The organism is Amycolatopsis umgeniensis (assembly GCF_014205155.1).
In the GTDB taxonomy this organism is placed as follows: domain Bacteria; phylum Actinomycetota; class Actinomycetes; order Mycobacteriales; family Pseudonocardiaceae; genus Amycolatopsis; species Amycolatopsis umgeniensis.
On the sequence record NZ_JACHMX010000001.1, the window covers coordinates 7,925,249 to 7,943,022 of the forward strand.

Annotated in this window: 14 protein-coding genes; 2 read left to right on the forward strand and 12 right to left on the reverse strand. The window is 68.9% G+C overall.

Translation table 11 applies throughout. The features are described from left to right. Positions 1 to 293 precede the first annotated feature (293 nt). Entirely contained in the window at positions 294 to 3,077 is a 2,784-nt protein-coding gene (locus HDA45_RS36630) for an AAA family ATPase (protein ID WP_184903226.1), read from the reverse strand. 173 nt (positions 3,078 to 3,250) lie between these two features. On the opposite strand from HDA45_RS36630, the gene HDA45_RS36635 reads away from it, so the two are divergent. Continuing rightward, a complete protein-coding gene (locus HDA45_RS36635) occupies positions 3,251 to 3,877 on the forward strand; it encodes a TetR/AcrR family transcriptional regulator (RefSeq protein ID WP_184903228.1) in 627 nt (208 codons plus the stop codon). A gap of 3 nt (positions 3,878 to 3,880) precedes the next feature. Here the strand turns inward: HDA45_RS36635 and HDA45_RS36640 are convergent, their stop codons facing one another. From HDA45_RS36640 to fabG, 7 genes are all read right to left on the reverse strand, one after another. Then, positions 3,881 to 4,255, reverse strand: a complete 375-nt coding sequence (locus HDA45_RS36640; RefSeq protein ID WP_184903230.1) for a DUF7715 family protein — start codon at positions 4,253 to 4,255, stop codon at positions 3,881 to 3,883. An 82-nt stretch (positions 4,256 to 4,337) separates the two neighbouring features. After that, entirely contained in the window at positions 4,338 to 5,453 is a 1,116-nt protein-coding gene (locus HDA45_RS36645) for an acyl-CoA dehydrogenase family protein (RefSeq protein ID WP_184903232.1), read from the reverse strand. Further along, positions 5,450 to 6,631, reverse strand: a complete 1,182-nt coding sequence (locus HDA45_RS36650; protein ID WP_184903234.1) for an acyl-CoA dehydrogenase family protein — start codon at positions 6,629 to 6,631, stop codon at positions 5,450 to 5,452. Before HDA45_RS36650 ends, HDA45_RS36645 begins: the two co-directional genes overlap by 4 nt. Next, positions 6,628 to 7,851: an acyl-CoA dehydrogenase family protein gene (locus tag HDA45_RS36655; protein WP_184903236.1), complete on the reverse strand. Its 1,224-nt coding sequence runs from the start codon at positions 7,849 to 7,851 to the stop codon at positions 6,628 to 6,630. Before HDA45_RS36655 ends, HDA45_RS36650 begins: the two co-directional genes overlap by 4 nt. A 2-nt stretch (positions 7,852 to 7,853) precedes the next feature. Further along, the gene (locus tag HDA45_RS36660) at positions 7,854 to 8,879 is read right to left on the reverse strand and encodes a phosphotransferase family protein (RefSeq protein WP_184903238.1); all 1,026 of its coding nucleotides are present in this window, start codon (positions 8,877 to 8,879) and stop codon (positions 7,854 to 7,856) included. 91 nt (positions 8,880 to 8,970) lie between these two features. Further along, entirely contained in the window at positions 8,971 to 9,423 is a 453-nt protein-coding gene (locus HDA45_RS36665; protein ID WP_184903240.1) for a MaoC family dehydratase, read from the reverse strand. Positions 9,424 to 9,426: 3 nt separating this feature from the next. Further along, the gene (gene fabG / locus HDA45_RS36670) at positions 9,427 to 10,188 is read right to left on the reverse strand and encodes a 3-oxoacyl-ACP reductase FabG (RefSeq protein ID WP_184903242.1); all 762 of its coding nucleotides are present in this window, start codon (positions 10,186 to 10,188) and stop codon (positions 9,427 to 9,429) included. 215 nt (positions 10,189 to 10,403) lie between these two features. Between fabG and HDA45_RS36675 the strand changes: the two genes are divergently transcribed. Beyond that, entirely contained in the window at positions 10,404 to 13,694 is a 3,291-nt protein-coding gene (locus tag HDA45_RS36675; protein WP_184903244.1) for a S8 family peptidase, read from the forward strand. 154 nt (positions 13,695 to 13,848) lie between these two features. Here the strand turns inward: HDA45_RS36675 and HDA45_RS36680 are convergent, their stop codons facing one another. Genes HDA45_RS36680 through HDA45_RS36695 form a run of 4 tightly spaced genes read right to left on the reverse strand, consistent with a single transcriptional unit; the run spans position 13,849 to position 17,501 of the window. Then, positions 13,849 to 14,940 (reverse strand): thiamine-phosphate kinase, encoded by a 1,092-nt coding sequence (locus tag HDA45_RS36680; RefSeq protein WP_184903246.1) that lies wholly within the window; start codon positions 14,938 to 14,940, stop codon positions 13,849 to 13,851. Beyond that, positions 14,924 to 15,520 (reverse strand): dCTP deaminase, encoded by a 597-nt coding sequence (dcd, locus tag HDA45_RS36685; RefSeq protein WP_184903248.1) that lies wholly within the window; start codon positions 15,518 to 15,520, stop codon positions 14,924 to 14,926. The genes HDA45_RS36680 and dcd overlap by 17 nt, the downstream gene beginning before the upstream one ends. Continuing rightward, entirely contained in the window at positions 15,511 to 16,212 is a 702-nt protein-coding gene (locus HDA45_RS36690) for a hypothetical protein (RefSeq protein WP_184903250.1), read from the reverse strand. The genes dcd and HDA45_RS36690 overlap by 10 nt, the downstream gene beginning before the upstream one ends. After that, complete coding sequence (locus HDA45_RS36695; RefSeq protein ID WP_184903252.1) at positions 16,209 to 17,501, reverse strand: helix-turn-helix domain-containing protein; 1,293 nt, start codon at positions 17,499 to 17,501, stop codon at positions 16,209 to 16,211. The genes HDA45_RS36690 and HDA45_RS36695 overlap by 4 nt, the downstream gene beginning before the upstream one ends. Positions 17,502 to 17,774: the final 273 nt, after the last annotated feature.

The following is a 17,774-nucleotide window of genomic DNA, read 5'->3' on the forward strand; positions in this document are numbered from 1 at the left end:
CCAGTGGCACCCGAGAACGATGCCAGTTACCGCCCGATGTGTTGACTGTGGACGTTCTCACTGCTAAACGCGCGCGCCCCGTCCCGCAATCAGTCCTCTAATCGCGCTGGCCTCAGCTGGGCCGAAAGCGTCCTTCACCGCGCCAGACGCGGCGAAGGGCCCCTTCACCCCGCCTCCGGCCCGATCCACCCCACGCCGTCGCCGTTTCGCGGCAACGGTCATGACGGTGCCACTCACGACTCCGTGACGTCGCGAGCCGAAGCCCCCGCGTTTAGTCCTCTGAATGCGCGGGGTCAGGTCAGGTACTCGCCGGTCAGGATCGCCGCGGCGAGTTCCACTCGGGACGTGTACCCGGTCCGGGAGAACAGCCTGCTGAGCCGACCCTCGACGCTCTTCTCGCTGGTCTCGAGGACGACCGCCAGTTGCCGGTTGGTGAGGCCCTCGGCGACGAGGATCGCGAGCAGTCGCTCGTTCTCGGCGGTGGTCTCCGTCCGGCCTGGCCCGGCGAAGCCGTTGTCGCGCAACAGCTTCCGTACCCGGCCACGCCAGAACCAGGCTCCCACCTCGCCGAACAGTTCGTACGCCTCGGTCCACGACTGTTCCGGCCGGTGCCCGGCCAGACCCGCCCGCATGAGTGTCATCGCCGATTCGTACGGGACGTCCCGGCGTTCACGCGCGATGGCCGCGGCACGCCGTGCCGAGGCGGGTTCGCGGTAGACGGCCGCGCGGGCCAGGTGATGGTTCTGGTGTGCGCGGGCGGTGTCGAGCTGGGTCGCGGTGCGCGCCGCGCGCCGTACCCAGTGTTCCCCTTCGCGTTGCTTGTTCCGCACCAGCGCCGAGCGGGCCAGGTCGGCCCAGAGATCTTCGGTGCCCAGCAGGTAGCCGCCCGCGTCGGCGCTGCGCGCGGCCGAGTACAGCAGCGCGTCGGCGCCCTCGGTGTCGCCGAGCAGATTGAGCACGGTGAACTCGGCGTGGTCGACCGTGTGCTGCATCCCGGACTGACGGCTGTCGGCGGCCAGTGCCCGCGCCCTGGCGAGCCAGCCCTGCGCGCCGAGGATCCGGATCGCGCACTGGGTCAGCAGGCTGTGCAGCGGCCGGGCGGGGTCGGTGCCGCCCAGCATCGTCCGGCGGGCGAGTTCCATCGCCTCCGGCCAATCCCCGCCCAGATAGTTCAACGCGAACCGGTTCGGCCCGGGCAACTGGTCGATGCTCATCCCGGTCTCGGTGATCCGCCGCCGCGCCTGCTGGAGTTCTCCCAGTTGCAGCAGCATTTCCACTTCGAACCGGCGTTGTTCGATGCTGTACTGCGGCAGATGTCCCGACCGCCAAAGTTCCGGATGCGCCACGAGGGTGTGCAACTGGGACGTGTCACCCAGCACGACACCGCAGGCCGCGAGGAACATCGTGCCGAAATCGGCGGTGATGTGGTTGCTCCCGGTCCACACCGCGCGTTCCCGTTCGAGCAGGTCCCTTGCCTCGATCCAGCGGCGGCTCAGCAGCAGGGCATAAGCCCGGTTGATCACCATCAGAGCGGGGTCTTCCGGCAGCACCGGGGACGCGCCCGCGGCGATCTCGGCGAGTTCACCGAGATCGCCTCGGGCGGCCAGCCCGGTGATGAACACCGTCGAGAGTTCCTGTGCCTGCGCCTGTTCCAGGTGGCCGAGGTGTTTGCAGAGCACCTGCCGCGCGCATTCCCCGGCCTCGGCGGCCCGGTAGTGCAGTGCCTTGGCCGCGCTCAGCAGCATCAGCACGACGGTCCGTGCCGGCGGTTCGGTCACCCAGGACAACGTCGCGTGGAGCCAGCGTTCCGCCTTGGCGCCGTCGGTGAACAGGACGCGCTTGCCGTTCTCGAGGAGTTCGGCCGACGCGCGGCGCGTGTCGACGAGCGACCCGGCCTGGGTGATCCAGTCGAGCACCAGATCCGGGTCGGAGACCGTCGCGGACCCAGACCACACGGCCTGGACCGCCTGGGCGGACAGGCTTCGCGAGGCGTACGGCCCGATCCCGGTCAGCAGGGCGTCCTGGACGGCGGGGACCCGGAACCGGTAGCCGCCGTCCCTGTCCCGTACCAGGACACGTTCGGCGACGAGCTTGTCGAGCGTGACGAGGAGGTCGTCCTCCCGCCACCCGAGCGCGGTCGCGGCCAGTCCGGCGGCGGAGCCACCGAGCGGGCCGAGCACCGCCATCGTCTCGGCGACCTCCCGCACTCCGCCGCCCGCCTCGGTCACCGCCCGCAGGAGCGGATGGTCCTCGGTGGCCACCGGCTGGTCGACCCTGTCGACGCGGTAGGCGGTGCGGTCGACGATCCGCAGCGCGCCCGCCGACCGGTAGCCGTGCACGAGCGCTGTCAGCGCGGCGGGGTTGCCCCGGGCCGCGGCATGCAGTTCGGTCACCAGCCCGTCGTTCGGCAGGGCCGAGACGAGCCCGGTCAGCAGGGAGCGCGACTGGGCTCGCGAAAGCGGCCGGAGGAACCGCAGCTTCGCGCGGCCGCCCGCCCGCAACCGCGCGAAGGCGGCCCGGAGCGCGGGGCTCCCGGACATGTCGTCGCCCGCGCCGATCCGCAGCGTCGCCACCACGCTGATCGGCGTCTCCGCCGAACACCGGTGCAGCAGCGGGCTCACCAGCCGGGCGGTGTGCTCGTCGAGCCACTGCGCGTCGTCGACCAGGACCACCAGCGGGGTCTGGGTGCGCAGGAGCGCGAACACGGCTGTCGCGATCTTCGCGACGGTCTCCGGGGTCGGCATGGTCTCACCCACCCTGGCGAGCATGGCCAGCACGGATCGCCGCGCGGGCTCCTCCTCGGCCCTGTCCACGCCGAGGAGGACGAGTAGCCGGAAGATCGCGCCGTACGGGAGTGCCCGGTCGAGGTCGGCCAGCCGCAGGACCAGCACTTTCGCCGACGGGGTGAGTTCCTCGGCGAGCCTGTCGAGCACCGTGCCGCGGCCGCAGCCGGGTTCTCCCGCCAGCACCGTGAGCGGGGTCGTGCCGAGACCCGCTTCGTCCCGCAGGGTTCCCACCTCCTCGACACGGACGTCCGTCCGCAGACCCGTCCCGGTGCCCGTGTGCCTGGTGCTCATGCGCCCAGTTCACCAGGACGGAGCCCGGCTGACCGTCACCCAACCGTATGAACCGGGCGGCCGGGGCCGTGCCAGGTTCCCACTGACCGGTAATTCCGTCCGGGTACCGGCTGCTCCCCGGGCCTCGACAAACCGGCCGGTATGCTGAGCGTCCGCACGAGAAGGAGCCGGCCATGACACGAGCGACCACCCGCAAGGCGGGGACGGTGGAGGCGAGCGGCGACGACCAGGCCGCCGTACCGCGCCGTCTGCTGTCGCATGCCACGAAGCTCTTCGCCAAGAAGGGTTTCGACCGCACCTCCGTGCAGGAGATCGTCGAGGCGGCCGGGGTCACCAAGGGGGCGATGTACCACTACTTCGGCTCCAAGGACGACCTCCTCTACGAGATCTACGCCCGGGTGCTGCGCGCGCAGACCGAGCAACTGGAAAAGGTGGCCTCGAGTGAGGCGCCGCTGCGGGAGCGGTTGCGCTCCGCCGCTTCCGACGTCGTCGTCAGCACGATCGACAACCTCGACGACAACACGATCTTCATGCAGTCCATGCACCAGCTCAGCGTGGAGAAGCAGAAGGCCGTCCGCGCGGAACGCCGCAAGTACCACGAGCGTTTCCGCACGCTCGTCGAAGAAGGCCAGGAGTCCGGCGAATACCGCGCGGACAAACCGGCCGACGTGATCGTCGACTTCTTCTTCGGCTCGGTGCACCACCTCGGTTCCTGGTATCGGCGCGGTGGCGCGCTTTCGGCCCGGCAGATCGGCGATCACTTCGCCGATCTCCTGCTGGCCGCGCTGCGACCCGAATAGCGTTCAGCCCGGTGGGGCGGGCAAGAGTCGTTCCACGAACCATTCGTGGCGGCGTTCGAGCACCACCCCTACCTCCCATCCGGCGGTGAAGGCGAGCATTTCTTTCGCCGTTTCGTCGGCGGCGTCGGCGGGCCAGCCCTGGGCGGCAAGGCTCGACCGCAACGCTTCGGTGTAGTCGGAATACGTGAAGTCGGGCAGGTCCGCGACGAGTGCCGTCGTCGTCCCGCGGTGCGAGTTCAGCCCGGCGAACGACCGGCTGCACCCGCATTCGTCGTCGTCGCAGCATGGGGCGATCCAGAGCAGTTCGCCTTCGACGCAATGAGTGAAGTCGTTCTCCCGCGCACCCTGGGTCTTCGAAGTGGCCACGAGCAGTTTCATGAGGACTCCCTGTTCGATCAGATGTTCGAACAGGTATACCGGCGGGGTCCGACACTTTCCGGGACGGACCCCACCGGGTGGATCAGGCGGGCAGATCGATCAGCGGTGCGAGGGCCGCCCGATGCCGTCCAGGAGTGCCCAGGGCGATCTCGTCACTCTTCGCGCGCTTCAGGTACAGGTGCGCGGGGTGCTCCCAGGTCATGCCGATCCCGCCGTGCAGCTGGATCGCCTCTTCGGCGGCGTGGACGGCGATGGGGGAGTTGCGCGCCTGCGCCACCGCGACGGCGATCGCGATGTCGTCACCGGAAGCCAGGCAGTCGGCGGCGTAACGCGCGGTCGCCCTGGCGTTCACCAGATCCGTGTACAGGTTCGCCAGCCGGTGCTTCAGCGATTGGAAGGATCCGACCTGGCGGCCGAACTGGTAGCGCTCCTTGAGGTACCGCACCGTTTCGGTCAGCGCCCATTCGGCGATCCCGAGTTGTTCCGAAGCGAGCAGCCCCGCCGCGGTCAGGAGTGCCGTGTCCAGCGCGGACACCGCCGCCGAGGAGCCCGCGATCTGCTTCGCGGCCACGTTCTCCAAGGTGACGTCGGCGATGCGCCGGGTCAGGTCGAGCGAGATCGCCTCGGTGACCGTCACACCCGCCGAAGCCGCGTCGACCGTGTAGAGGCCGGGACCGTCGGGCCCCACCGCGGGGACGACGATCAGTTCGGCCACCGAGGCGTCGACGACGCTGCGGACCTGACCGCTGAGCGTGCCGTCCGCGGCGGCGGTGACCGTCGAGGGGAACTCGGCGCCGGGTGCCGTCGACAGCGGTACGGCCAGCGCGCCGACGAGCGCGCCCGCGGCCAGTTTCCCGAGCTTCTCCACTACTTCCGCCTGCGACGTGTCGGTCGCGAGCAGCGCCGACGTCGCCAGCACCGCGCTGCCGAGATAGGGGACCGGTGCGACGCTGCGCCCGAGTTCCTCCATCACGACGGCGACTTCACGCGCCGAAGCGCCGTGCCCGCCCAGCGACTCCGGCACGGCGAGGCCCGCGGCGCCGAGGTCGGCCGCGAGCGTGCGCCACAACTTCAGGTCGTACGGTTCCGCCGTCTCGGTCCTGGCGATCAGGGCCGCCGGTTCGGCGCGGTCCTTGAGCAGGTCGCGGACGCTGGCGCGAAGGTCCTCTTCGACCTCGGAATACAGCAGGTCGCTCATCGGGGCAGGTCCTTCCAGGCGACGTCCTTGTCGATCCGCGGCTCGGACGGCAGTCCCAGCACACGTTCGGCGATGATGTTGCGCAGGACCTCCGAGGTGCCGCCCTCGATCGAGTTCCCCTTCGCGCGCAGGTAGCGGTAGCCGGCTTCGCGGCCGAGGAAGTTCACGCCGTCGGGACGCCGCATCGTCCAGTCGTCGTAGCGCAGGCCTTCGTCGCCGAGCAGTTCGATCTCCAGCCCGGACGCGGCCTGGTTCAGTTCGGAGAACGCGACCTTGACCGCCGAACCCTCCGGACCGGGCGCGCCTGCGGCGAGTTGCTGCCGCAGCCGCGAACTCACCAGGCGCAGGCTTTCGCCCTCCACCCACAGTTTCAGCAGGCGATCGTGCAGTTCGGAGGTCCGCAGTTCCGGCCGCTCCCGCCAGGTTTCCGTGACGACGCCGACCATGCCGCCGTCGCGCGGGAACTCGGCCCCGCCGATGGCGACGCGCTCGTTCATCAACGTGGTCTGCGCGACCTTCCAGCCCTCGCCGACAGCGCCGAGGCGGTGCGCGTCGGGAATCCGGACCTCGCTGAGGAAGACCTCGTTGAACTCGGCCTCGCCGGTGATCTGGCGCAGCGGCCGGACCTCGACGCCCGGCGCGGTCATGTCGCAGACGAAGTACGTCATACCGCGGTGTTTCGGCACGTCGGGATCGGTACGGGTGACCAGGATGGCCCACTGCGACTTGTGCGCGCCCGACGTCCAGACCTTCTGCCCGGTGACCACCCAGTCGTCGCCGTCGCGCACCGCGCGGGTGCCCAGCGCGGCGAGGTCGGATCCGGCGCCCGGCTCGCTGAACAGCTGGCACCACACCTCCCGCTCGGTCCACAGTGGACGCAGGAACCGCTGGTGCTGCTCAGGGGTGCCGAAGGCGAGAATGGTCGGCGCGGCCATGCCGAGGCCGATCCCGATCCGTCGTTTGTCGTTGTCCGGCGCACCCGCCGCCGTCAGCTCCTTGTCCACGACGGACTGGAGCGAGCGAGGAGCGTTCAGGCCGCCCAGGCCCTCGGGGAAGTGGATCCACGCCAGCCCGGCGTCGAACCGCGCGTCGAGGAAGTCCTGCCGTGGTGTGCTTTCCGGCGGATACGCGGCCAGCAGGTCGGCCACGCGCTGCTTGAGTTCCTGTGGTGTGGTCACTTCTGGGCCTCCCCGCGGTACTTCTTCAGTTCACGGTGCGCCAGCGAGCGCTTGTGCACCTCGTCCGGTCCGTCGGCCAGCCGCAGCGTGCGCACCTGAGCCCACATCTCGGCGACCGGGAAGTCCTGGCTGACCCCGCCCGCGCCGAACAACTGCACGGCCTTGTCGAGGATCCACTCGACGGTGATCGGCGTGGAGATCTTGATCGCCTGGATCTCGGTGTGCGCGCCCTGGTTGCCGACGGTGTCCATCAGCCACGCGGTTTTGAGCACCAGCAGCCGCTGCTGCTCGATCTTGACCCGCGCCTCGGCGATCCAGTCCTGCACCACGCCCTGTTCGGCGATCGGCTTGCCGAAGGTCTCGCGCGAAAGCGCCCGGCGGCACATCAGTTCCAGCGCGCGTTCGGCCATGCCGATGGCGCGCATGCAGTGGTGGATCCGCCCCGGTCCGAGCCGGGCCTGCGCGACGGCGAAACCGTCGCCCTCGCCCGCGATGAGGTTCTCCGCGGGCACGCGGGCGTCCTCGAAGACCACTTCGGCGTGACCGCCGTGATCCCCGTCGGTGTAGCCGAACACGTGCATGCCGCGTTTCACGGTCATGCCGGGGGTGTCGCGGGGGACCAGGATCATGCTCTGCTGCTTGTGCGGCGGGGCGGCCGGATCCGTTTTGCCCATCACGATGAAGATCTTGCAGTTCGGGTTCATCGCGCCGGAGATGTACCACTTGCGGCCGTTGATGACGTACTCGTCGCCGTCACGCCGGATGCTGGTGGCGATGTTGCGCGCGTCGGAGGAGGCGACATCGGGCTCGGTCATCGCGAACGCGGACCGGATCTCGCCGTCCAGCAACGGCTGAAGCCACTGCTTCTTCTGCTGGTCCGTGCCGAACATGGTGAGGACTTCCATGTTCCCGGTGTCCGGCGCCGCGCAGTTCAGGGCGGTCGGGGCGAGCCGAAGGCTGCGGCCGGTGATCTCGGCCAGCGGCGCGTACTGCAGGTTCGTCAGCCCCGCGCCGTGGTCACCGGGCAGGAAGAAGTTCCACAGCCCGCGTTTGCGGGCTTCCGCCTTGAGCTCCTCGACGATCGGCGGCTGCGACCATTCGCTGTCGCGCTCGGCCAGCTGAGCCTCGAAGACGGCTTCGGCGGGGTAGATGTGCGAATCCGTGAACTCGAGGAGTTTCCCCCGTAGTTCCTCGGTTTTCGCGTCGAAGGCGAAGTCCATCTCTATCCCTCTTCCTTGAGAGTCTCGTTGCCGTGCGCGATCAGGGGGACGACGCCCGCGCCGATGCCGTCGAATCCGGCACCGACGGTCTGGCCCTTGCTGTAGCGGAGGTGGATGCCTTCCAGGATCACCGCGAGTTTGAAGAAGGCGAAGCCCACGTACCAGTTGAGCCGCGAGACGTCGCGGCCCGAACGCTCGGCGTACCGCGCGATGACCTCGTCGTTGCGCGGGTATCCCGGCGCGGAACTGGCGTTGGACACGAACTGCAGCGACACCTTGTCGCGTTCGGCGTAGGCCACCAGCAGCGCGAGGTCGGTCAGCGGGTCGCCGAGGGTGGACATCTCCCAGTCCAGCACCGCGGTGATCCGGTCGTCGCTGTTCACGAGCACGTTGTCGAGCCGGTAGTCACCGTGGATGATCGACGGCTTGCCCGAAACCGGTATCGAACCCGCCAAGCGGTCGTGCAGCTCGTCGACGCCGGGCAGATCGCGGCTGCGGTTGCCGTCGAGTTGCTTCTTCCAGCGTCGCAACTGGCGTTCGAGGAAGCCCTCCGGACGGCCGAAATCGCCCAGCCCCACCGACTCGGGATCGACGGCGTGCAACTCGACCAGGGTGTCGACCAGCTCGTCCGCGATCGCCTTCGTCCTGGCGGGGCCCAGCGCGGCCAGTTCGGTGTCCGAGCGGAACGGCGTGCCCTCCACGAATTCCATCACGTAGAACCGCGAGCCGATGACGTCGGTGTCCTCGCACAACAGCACGGTTTCCGGCACCGGGACGGCCGTGCCGTGCAGCCCGGAGATCACCCGGAACTCACGGCCCATGTCGTGCGCCGTCGGCAGGACGTGACCCAGCGGCGGACGGCGGACCACCCAGCGGGACCGGCCGTCGCCCACGATGTAGGTGAGGTTGGACCGGCCCCCTTCCACGACCTGGCCACTCAGGTCGCCTCGGACGAGACCCGGCCGGTGCTCGTCCAGATGGGCCTTGAGCCTGGCCAGGTCGAGGCCCGGCAGGTCGGTCTGGTTCATGGTGCCTCCAGCGTCTCGCTTTCCGGTTACAGTACCGACCAGTCGGTATGTCGGGTAGTGGTGGTCCGGCGAGGTGCCGGAGGTCACCTCCTCAGGCGATGAGCCGGACGACCATCTCCGCGACGCACGCCGGTTTGGGTTCACCGTCGATCTCGATCGTCCACCGGACGACGGCCTGCTTGCCACCGGTGACGTCGGTGACCTCGACCAGTTCGGCACCCGCCCTGATCTTCGAGCCCACCTTGACCGGCTGGGGGAACCTGACCTTGTTGAGGCCGTAGTTGATGCCCATCTTGAGCCCGTTGACCCGGTAGATCTTCCCGACGAAGCCCGAAATGAGCGAAAGCGTCAGGAAGCCGTGGGCGATCGGCGCTCCGAACGGGCCCTGGGCAGCCTTCTCGACGTCGACGTGGATCCACTGGTGGTCGTCGGTGGAATCGGCGAACAGGTTCACCCGTTCCTGGGTGAGCGTCAGCCATTCGCTGTAGCCGAAGTGCTCGCCGACGGCGTTCTCGAACTCCTGCAGGGAAGCGAATTCGCGCATGACTCAGTCCTTCGGTCCGCCGGCGACGTAGATGACCTGGCCGGAGATGAATCCGGCGCCCTCGCTCACCAGGAACGACGCGAGGTTGGCGATGTCGTCGGGTGTGCCGACGCGCTGGACCGGGATCTGCGACGCGGCCGCCGCCTTGAAGTCCTCGAACGACATGCCGATCCGCTCGGCTGTCGCCGCGGTCATGTCGGTGGCGATGAAGCCGGGGGCGATGGCGTTCGCGGTGACGTTGAACTTGCCCAGTTCGATCGCGAGGGTCTTGGTGAAGCCCTGCATGCCCGCCTTGGCCGCGGAGTAGTTGACCTGGCCGCGGTTGCCCAGCGCCGAGGTGCTGGACAGGTTGACGATGCGGCCCCACTTCTCCTGCGTCTGGTACTTCTGCACCTCGCGGGTCATCAGGAACGACCCCTTCAGGTGAACGCCCAGAACCGAGTCCCAGTCCTGTTCGGTCATCTTGAACAGCAGGTTGTCACGGGTGATACCGGCGTTGTTGATCAGCACGGTCGGCGCGCCGAGTTCCTCGGCCACCCGGGTCACCGCCGCCTCGACCTGCGCGGCGTCGTTGACGTCCAGCGCGACACCGACGGCCTTGCCGCCCTCGGCGACGATCGCCTCGGCTCCCTGCTTGACGCCCGCTTCGTCGAGGTCCAGCAGGCCGACGGCGAACCCGTCGGAAGCGAGGCGCTTGGCCACGGCCGAGCCGATGCCACGGCCGGCGCCGGTGACGATCGCTACGCGGGAGGGGTGTTCGGTCACGGGTCTGCTCCTCGTCGTCGAGTTGAAGTGAGTCGAGTCTGCCGTACTAAGCGGTTGGTCTGTAGAGATGCCGGGTGATTACCTCGCATGTGACGGTAATCACCACATGCCCGAACGGATATTCCGGGCGACCTGTTCGGTCCCGACGTATAGCGCTCCGACCTGCACTTCCGAAAGCCTCGGCGCACCGATACGAGTGCAAACGGAGGTGCCACATGCGCCGAAGAGCCCATGTCCTGGCCGGTCTGCTCCTGGTGACCGTGCTCGGGGTGACCAGCGCGCAAGTCGCGCAGGCCGCTCCCGGGCAGCCGCCGCCGGAGAACGCCGCGACGCCGGGTCCGCGCACCCTCACCCTGATCACCGGCGACCGGATCACCGTGCGGGAACGCCAGGGCGAGGCGCCCACGCTTTCGGTGCAGCCGGGTCCCGGCCGGGAACGGATGGGTTTCCAGCGCACCCAGGACAAGAACGGCTGGTCGGTCTTCCCCGCCGATGCCCTCCCGCTGGTGGCGAAAGGCGTCCTGGACGAGAGGCTCTTCCGCGTCGACCGGTTGCTCGCCGACGGCTACGACGACAGCGCGCGGCCGACCCTGCCCCTGATCGTGCAGCAGGACGGCGCGGTTTCCGGCGCGGGTGCGACCACCGTGCGGCGGCTGGACAGCGTCGGCGCGACCGCGTTCGCCCAGCCGAAGGACCGCGCGGGCGAGTTCTGGGCCACGTTGACCGGTCCCCGCGCGGCTTCGGTACGGAAGGTGTGGCTGGACCGCAAGGTCAAGGCGAACCTCGATCGCAGCGTGCCGCAGATCGGTGCGCCCGAGGCCTGGCGGAGCGGGTTCACCGGCAAGGACGTCAAGGTCGCGGTGCTGGACACCGGTATCGACGCCCACCACCCGGATCTGGCGGGGAAGGTGGTCGCGGCCAAGGACTTCTCGGGTGGCGAGGACCCCACCGACCGGCACGGCCACGGCACCCATGTCGCCTCGACGATCCTGGGCTCCGGCTCGGCTTCCGCCGGGCGGCTCAAGGGTGTCGCGCCCGACGCCGGGCTGCTCGCCGCGAAGGTGCTCGGAGACGACGGCAGCGGTGGCTGGTCGGAGATCATCAGCGGGATGGAGTGGGCCGTCGCCCAGGGTGCCAAGGTGATCAACCTGAGCCTCGGCGGTGACGACGATGAGGGTGTCGACCCCCTGGAGGCGGCGGTGAACCGCCTCACCAAGGACAACGGCGTGCTGTTCGTGATCGCCGCCGGCAACGACGGGGACCGCGGGGCGGGCACGGTGGGTTCGCCGGGCAGCGCCGACGAGGCCCTCACCGTCGGCGCGGTGGACCGGGCCGACGCGCTGGCGTCGTTCTCGGGCAAGGGGCCGCGGCGAGGGGACAACGCGGTCAAACCGGAGATCACCGCGCCGGGTGTGGGGATCGTCGCGGCGAAGGCCGGCGGTGATTACCAGCCGATGTCGGGTACCTCGATGGCGACACCGCATGTCGCGGGAGCGGCGGCGCTGCTCGTCCAGCAGCACCCCGACTGGCGTCCCGAGCAGATCAAGGCCGGGCTCACCGGCAGCGCGAAGCCTGCTGAAGGGTTGACCGTTTTCCAGCAGGGAGCGGGACGCACCGACGTCGCCAAGGCTGTCGAGCAGCGGGTGAACACCGACGTCACCACGGTGGCCTTCGGCACCGTCCCGGTGGACGACCCGAAGCCGCGGACCCGCGAGATCACCTACCGCAACAGCGGTGAGCAGCCCGTCGAACTCGATCTGCGGCTCGATGTCCGCGACGAGAACGGGAAACCGGCTGTCGACGGCCTTTTCACGGTGGACCGGCCGAAGGTCACGGTACCGGCGGGCGGGACCGCGACCGCGGCGATCACGGTGAACCCCGGGCAAAAGCCTCGCGCCGCCTATGGCGGAACTCTGCTCGCCACCTCCGCCGATGTCACGGTGCGCAGCCTGATCGGCGCGGACCTCCAGCGTGAGGTCTTTTCGGCCGACGTCAAGCTTTTCGACCGCAAGGGCGACAAGGCGAACGGCATCGTGTTCGTGACCAATTTGGACAGTGGCGAGGCGAAGGTACTGTCCGCGGAGGGTGGCGGCGGCCCGATCCGGCTGCCGCAGGGCCGGTACCTGTTCGTCTCGGAGATCTCCGAGACGACGGGGACGAGTCTGGTGACCGAGCCGGGTTTCGTGCTCGATCGCGACCGGGAAGTCGTGCTGGACGGGCGCCTGGCGAAACCGGTGACGGTGCGGACCGACCGCGAGGGCGCCAGTTCGAACGGCCAGATCATCGCCTTCTCCGAACGCGTCGCGGGCCGGGGGAGCGCGAGCTATTCGTGGTACCAGCCGAGGCTTTTCCACGACGAACAGTACGCCTACGTCGCCCCGACCCGGACCGTCGTGGCCGACTTCGACTTCCTCGTCACGACCATGCTGAGCAAGCAGACCGGCGAGGGTCGTTCGGAGAACAGCCCGTACCTGTACAACCTGCAGTTTCCCGCCAACGGCCGCGTTCCCGACGTCTCCGCGTACCGGGTGCGTGACCACGAACTGGCGAAGGTGAACGCCACCTACGCCGGTACCGGCAGGCAATGGGGCAACCTGCACGTGCTGCCTTCGCCCTACGACAACGAATCCGACCTCGGCGACGCCTGGTTCCTCACCGCGCAGGCCGAGTTGCCCTCGACGCGGGAGGAGTTCTACAGCACCGGGAAGATCCGCTGGCTGAAGCGGCTCTTCGTGGATCGGGTCGCCACCAACGGAACTTGGAGCGATACCCAGGAGACCGCGGCAGGCGTCGAGTACCGTGCCGGGCAACGGTCCAAAGAGGACTGGAACCGCGCGGTCGTCGGCCCGACACTGGCGAAGCTGACCAAGACGGTGCGAGACGGGGACACCGTCAGTCTCCTGCTCCCCCTGCTCGCGGCCGGCGGCGACCACGCCAGCCTGTCGTTTGTGGAGGGCACCACCCGGCTCACGCGGGACGGGAAGGAAATCGGTTCCGTGCCGAGGGTTCCCGGCCACCTCTGGCCGAACAACAGCCCGGTGACCTTCACCGTGCCGCCGGAAGCGGGCGAGTACACGCTGACCATCGACGCGAAACGGCCGGAGGGAACCAACGCCGAACTGTCCGCTAACGTGGTCACGTCGTGGAAGTTCCGCTCACAACGGGCGGAGGGTGAGAAGCCGCTTCCGCTGATGGCACTGAGGGCCGCTCCCTCGCTCGGCCCGGCCAACGACGCTTGGCGCCTGCTGCCGCTCGTCGTGCCGATCGAGGTCCAGCGTTCCGCCGGGATGACGGGCACCATCCGGCAGGTCACCGCGGAGGCCTCCTTCGACGGCGGTAAGAACTGGCACCGGCAGCCCGTCGTCGGGAGTGGCGCGCACCGGCAGGCCTTCGTCGTGGCACCGCTGTTCAGCTCGTCGCCTTTCGTTTCCTTGCGGCTGTCGGCGACGGAGTCGGGCGGCGGTTCGGTGACGCAGACGATCGTCAACGCCTATCGCCTGAGGTAACGCATTAGTGGCTCGTGAGTGGTAAGGACGGTCAGGGCCAAGCGTGTCTTGAGTGCCTGCCGGGTTCTGGCTGTGGTTGTTCGTGGGTGCGGTCCGTGAAGGCCTCCTTCCCTACGCTCAAGGTAGGGAAGGAGGCCTTCACGGACTTGCCTATTCAGCCCGCCCGCCTGCCCAGGACCTCCGTGATCAGCTTCGGCAGGTCGCCGCCGTGCCACGAACTGGGCGAGAACCGCTCCTGCGCGATGCCGTCCCAAAGCTCGGTCTTCTCGCCGTCGTCCAGCGAGACTCCCTGTTCACGGGGAACGAGAGTGCCGATCTCCTGCGCCGCGATGCCTTCCCCCGCAAGGGTTTTCTTGGCGAGTTCGACGTCCTGCGGCCGCACGGCGACCACGAGCGTCCAGTCTCCCCAGGCCTGCGCGAGCTCGAACCGGCCGAGTCCCGACTGCTTGCAGACGTCGACGAGCGCCTCGTCCAGCTGGATGTCCGTCGTGACACGGGCACCGAGGCCGTTCGCGCCGCAGAGGGTGCGTACGGTCGGGAAAAGACCGTCGGACACGTCCATCGCCGCGCGGGCCAGCCCCGCCGTGGCGAGCGTCCTCCCGGCGGTCACCTGCGCCGTCGGGCGGCAGGCGCGTTGCCGGATTTCGGCGACGAGAGACTCGGGAAGCCGCGCCTGCTCTTCGACGAGCAACGCGTACGACCACAGGTAGCCGGGCGAACCGACCAGCAGCAGCCGATCACCGACTTCGGCGCCCGCGCGCCCGAGTCTGCTCCCCGGGACGCACCGGCCGATCGCGGTCGCGGTGAGCTGCCGGACCGGGCCGTCGCGGAGATCGCCGCCGACGACCTTGGTCCCGTGGGTCTCCGTGCACGCGTCCACGCCGTCGAGGAGCCGCCGGAACTCGCCCGCCGTGGTCGTCTTCGGCAGGGTGTAGTTGACGACCAGACCGATCGGGGTGGCACCGGCGGCCGCCAGATCGGACAGGTTGATCGTCGCCAGCAGCCAGCCGGCGTGGTACGGATCCGTTTCGCCCAGGATGGTGACCAGCGGCGTGGGGCAGCTGTCGGTGGTGGCGACCAGCTCGCCGCGAAGCCCTTCCGGAGCGTCGAGGACGGCGCAGTCGTCACCGAAACCGCGGACACCGCCGTAGCGCGGCCGCAGGATGTGTTCCAGGATCTTGTGCTCGCCGAGGTCGCCGAGGCGGACGTGGTCGCCGACGGGCGAGATTTCAGTCACGCCCGACATGATCCGCCAATCGGGACGGGGCCACGGTGTGGTCGCTGGAATAGTTGTACGGCAGCGCGCCGTAGGGCCGGTCGCTGCCGGTGGTGGCGAACAACATGAGATTGCAGATCCGCGTGCCGGGATGCAGGAGTACCGGATGCCGCAGGTGGTTCACGATCTCGAGGGTCAGCACGGCGCCGTTCTCACGGCCGAAACCGGGACTGACCTGACCACAAAGGACGACGCTGATGCCGAGCCGCGCGTAGTCGCTCGTACCGTCGACGAGCCCGGCGAGTTTCTCCGAAAGCCCGATCTTCTCGAGCGTCGGGGCGAGGACGACTTCGCCGGGCTCGACGCACAGCCTGCCTTCGGCGTCGAGTTCCTTCGGCCGGAGTTCCGGATAGGTGCTCCGGTCGGCGATGTCGACGGTTCCGGTCGATTCCAGCGCGAACGCCTCGTCGCCGAGCCGCAGGCTGATCGCGGCGGGGCGGACGAGGTCCGGCGCGAACGGGCTGATCGTGAGTTCCCCGTTCCGGTGCGCGCGTCTGATCGCCTTGTCGGTCAGGATCCCGCGGCGTGGCGCGGGCCGGGTCAAGGGCATGACGCCACCGCTTTCGCGACGGCGCCGACGAGCGTCCGGAAGTCGGTCTCGGTCAGTTCGCCGTTGGGCTGGTCGTCGGTCTCGCCGGGTTCGCAGTAGACGACGGTGGTGCTGGTGCGATGCGGGCCCTGGATCACCACCGTCGCGGTCAAGCCCGCTTCGATCGGCCGGACGGTGTGCACGATCTCGGTGTCGCACGAGTAGACGTCGCCGCGCCGCGCGTTCGGGGTCTTCACCACCTCGAGCCGGGCTTCGCCGTCCGCGAGCAGGGCGGCCGGATTCGCCGGGTCGGCACCGTAGCGGTACCGGTTGTGCACCTTCCCGCCTTCGGTGATCTCGCGGAACTCGGCCATGGACAGGCCTTCTCCGGCGATGATGGTCGAGGCGAATTCCCACCGGTGGCTGTGCGGATTGGACTCGCCGCGCGACGGTTCCGCGGATTCCGGCCACACATGGAGCCGGATCCGGAAATCGGCGGACGCGTGGAGCACCATTTTGGCGAACCCGTTGGGGTGCCAGTAGGACCGCTTCGCCGCGGCGCGGACGGCTTCGTCGTCCTCGAGGATTTCTTCGAGCCATGAAAGGAAAGTGCCGGGGGTGTCCTGGATCCGGTGCGCCACGGCACGCAGCCAAGGCAGGTCCGCTTCTCCCGCGGGAGAAGCGATGAGGGTCGAGGGCGGAGTGTCGATCATGAAGTCGTACCTGGGGTTCCTGGAGGGCTGAGCGGGGGCGCGGCGACGGCGAATGCGGCCGCGCGGAGGGCGGTGACGGCGTCCAGTGTCTGCCAGATGGGTAGGTCCCCGCTTCCCCAGGCCCACAATCCTTGTTCGGCGTCATAGCGCTCCCAGAGGGTTCCGAGCGCCCGGTTGAGCCGGGGAAGTGGCAGGAGCGGGGCGGTGGCGAGTGCTTGGACGACCCAGGCGGCGGTGAAGTGCCGGATGATGATCCGGGTGGTCCCTTCACCGTCGGGGCGGGGCCTTTCGAGATCTTCGGCCACGCCGTCGTCCGAGTGCGACCTGTCGATGAGCCATTGTGTGGCTTCGTCGGCGGCGTCGCGGACGTCGTTGCGATCTTCGCGGCTGCTCAGGACGTCCCGCAGAGCGACGACCGAACGGGCGGTGTGGACCACCGAAGCCTCCGGGGCGACGAGGCCGGCTTCGTTCTTCTCCGGCCACAACCGCGCACCGTCGAAGTCGAGCCGGGCCGCCAGGAGGGCGTCGATCAGCCTGTCGGTCAGCGGGGCGTCCGGCCGCAGCCGGACCGCCGTGTGCAACACGGCGGACAACAGGTACGGACGGGTACGGCTGTACGGGTCGAGTGACCTTTCGAGCTGGTCCAGCCCTTCGTCGGCGGACATGGTGCTGGTGCGGAAGAGGGCGTCCACGACCGACGCGGTGGTCTCCGGTCGTTTGCCGCCCGCTCGACCACGCCAGTCGTGTTCCGCCTGCAGCCGGTAGAGATCTTCGGCGAGCGTATGTAGGTCGATGTAGGGATCGCCTACCACCAGCATCGCGTTGATCCCGTACGCGGTGCTGAGGGCCTTCGGCCCCGTGGTCTTCTGCAGGTTGTGCCGCCAGCCCAGCGGCTTCCCGTCGTCGTCGCGGATCACGTGCGCGGCGAGTCTGGCGCCGACGGTGCGGAAGACCTGCAGCAGCGAACGAGAGGTGTCGACGGCGCCCGCGTCACCGAGGGCGGGCGGGTTGTGGTCTTGGGGTGATCGTGCCTTCTCCACCAGCGTGAACAGCGCGTTCGCGGCGCGGAAGTGGTCGTCGAGCTGGCGGGCGTTGGGCACCGACGGCAGGTACTTGCCGGTCTCCCACTGGGTCAGGTTCGCCCGGGTGACCCCGATGATCCGGGCGGTCTGCGCCTGCGTCTCGCCCGCCGTCTTGCGCAGCCGCCTCAGCTCGACTCCGACGTCCGACGCGGTAACGGTTTCCGCACCAGGACTTACCGGCCGGTCCCCGGCCGATGTAGGCTTCATGTAGGCACTAGACACGGGCTTACCTACCTCGGGTAGGCAATGTAGGGCGGTGACTGAACGTGCACACAACGGCGAGAGTACAGCAAGCGAATCGGACCGCGCTGGCGCGTCGGTCAACGTCGTGTCACAACGTGCGAAAAGCCTCGCCGGGTCCTGTTCTGCCAGGTCCCGGCGTTCGTGACCCACCCGGCGACGAGGGCCGGTACGACCCGGGCAAGACCGGAAAGCGGATGCTGTCAGCCATCTGAATGTGACGCTGCGCATCCGAACCGG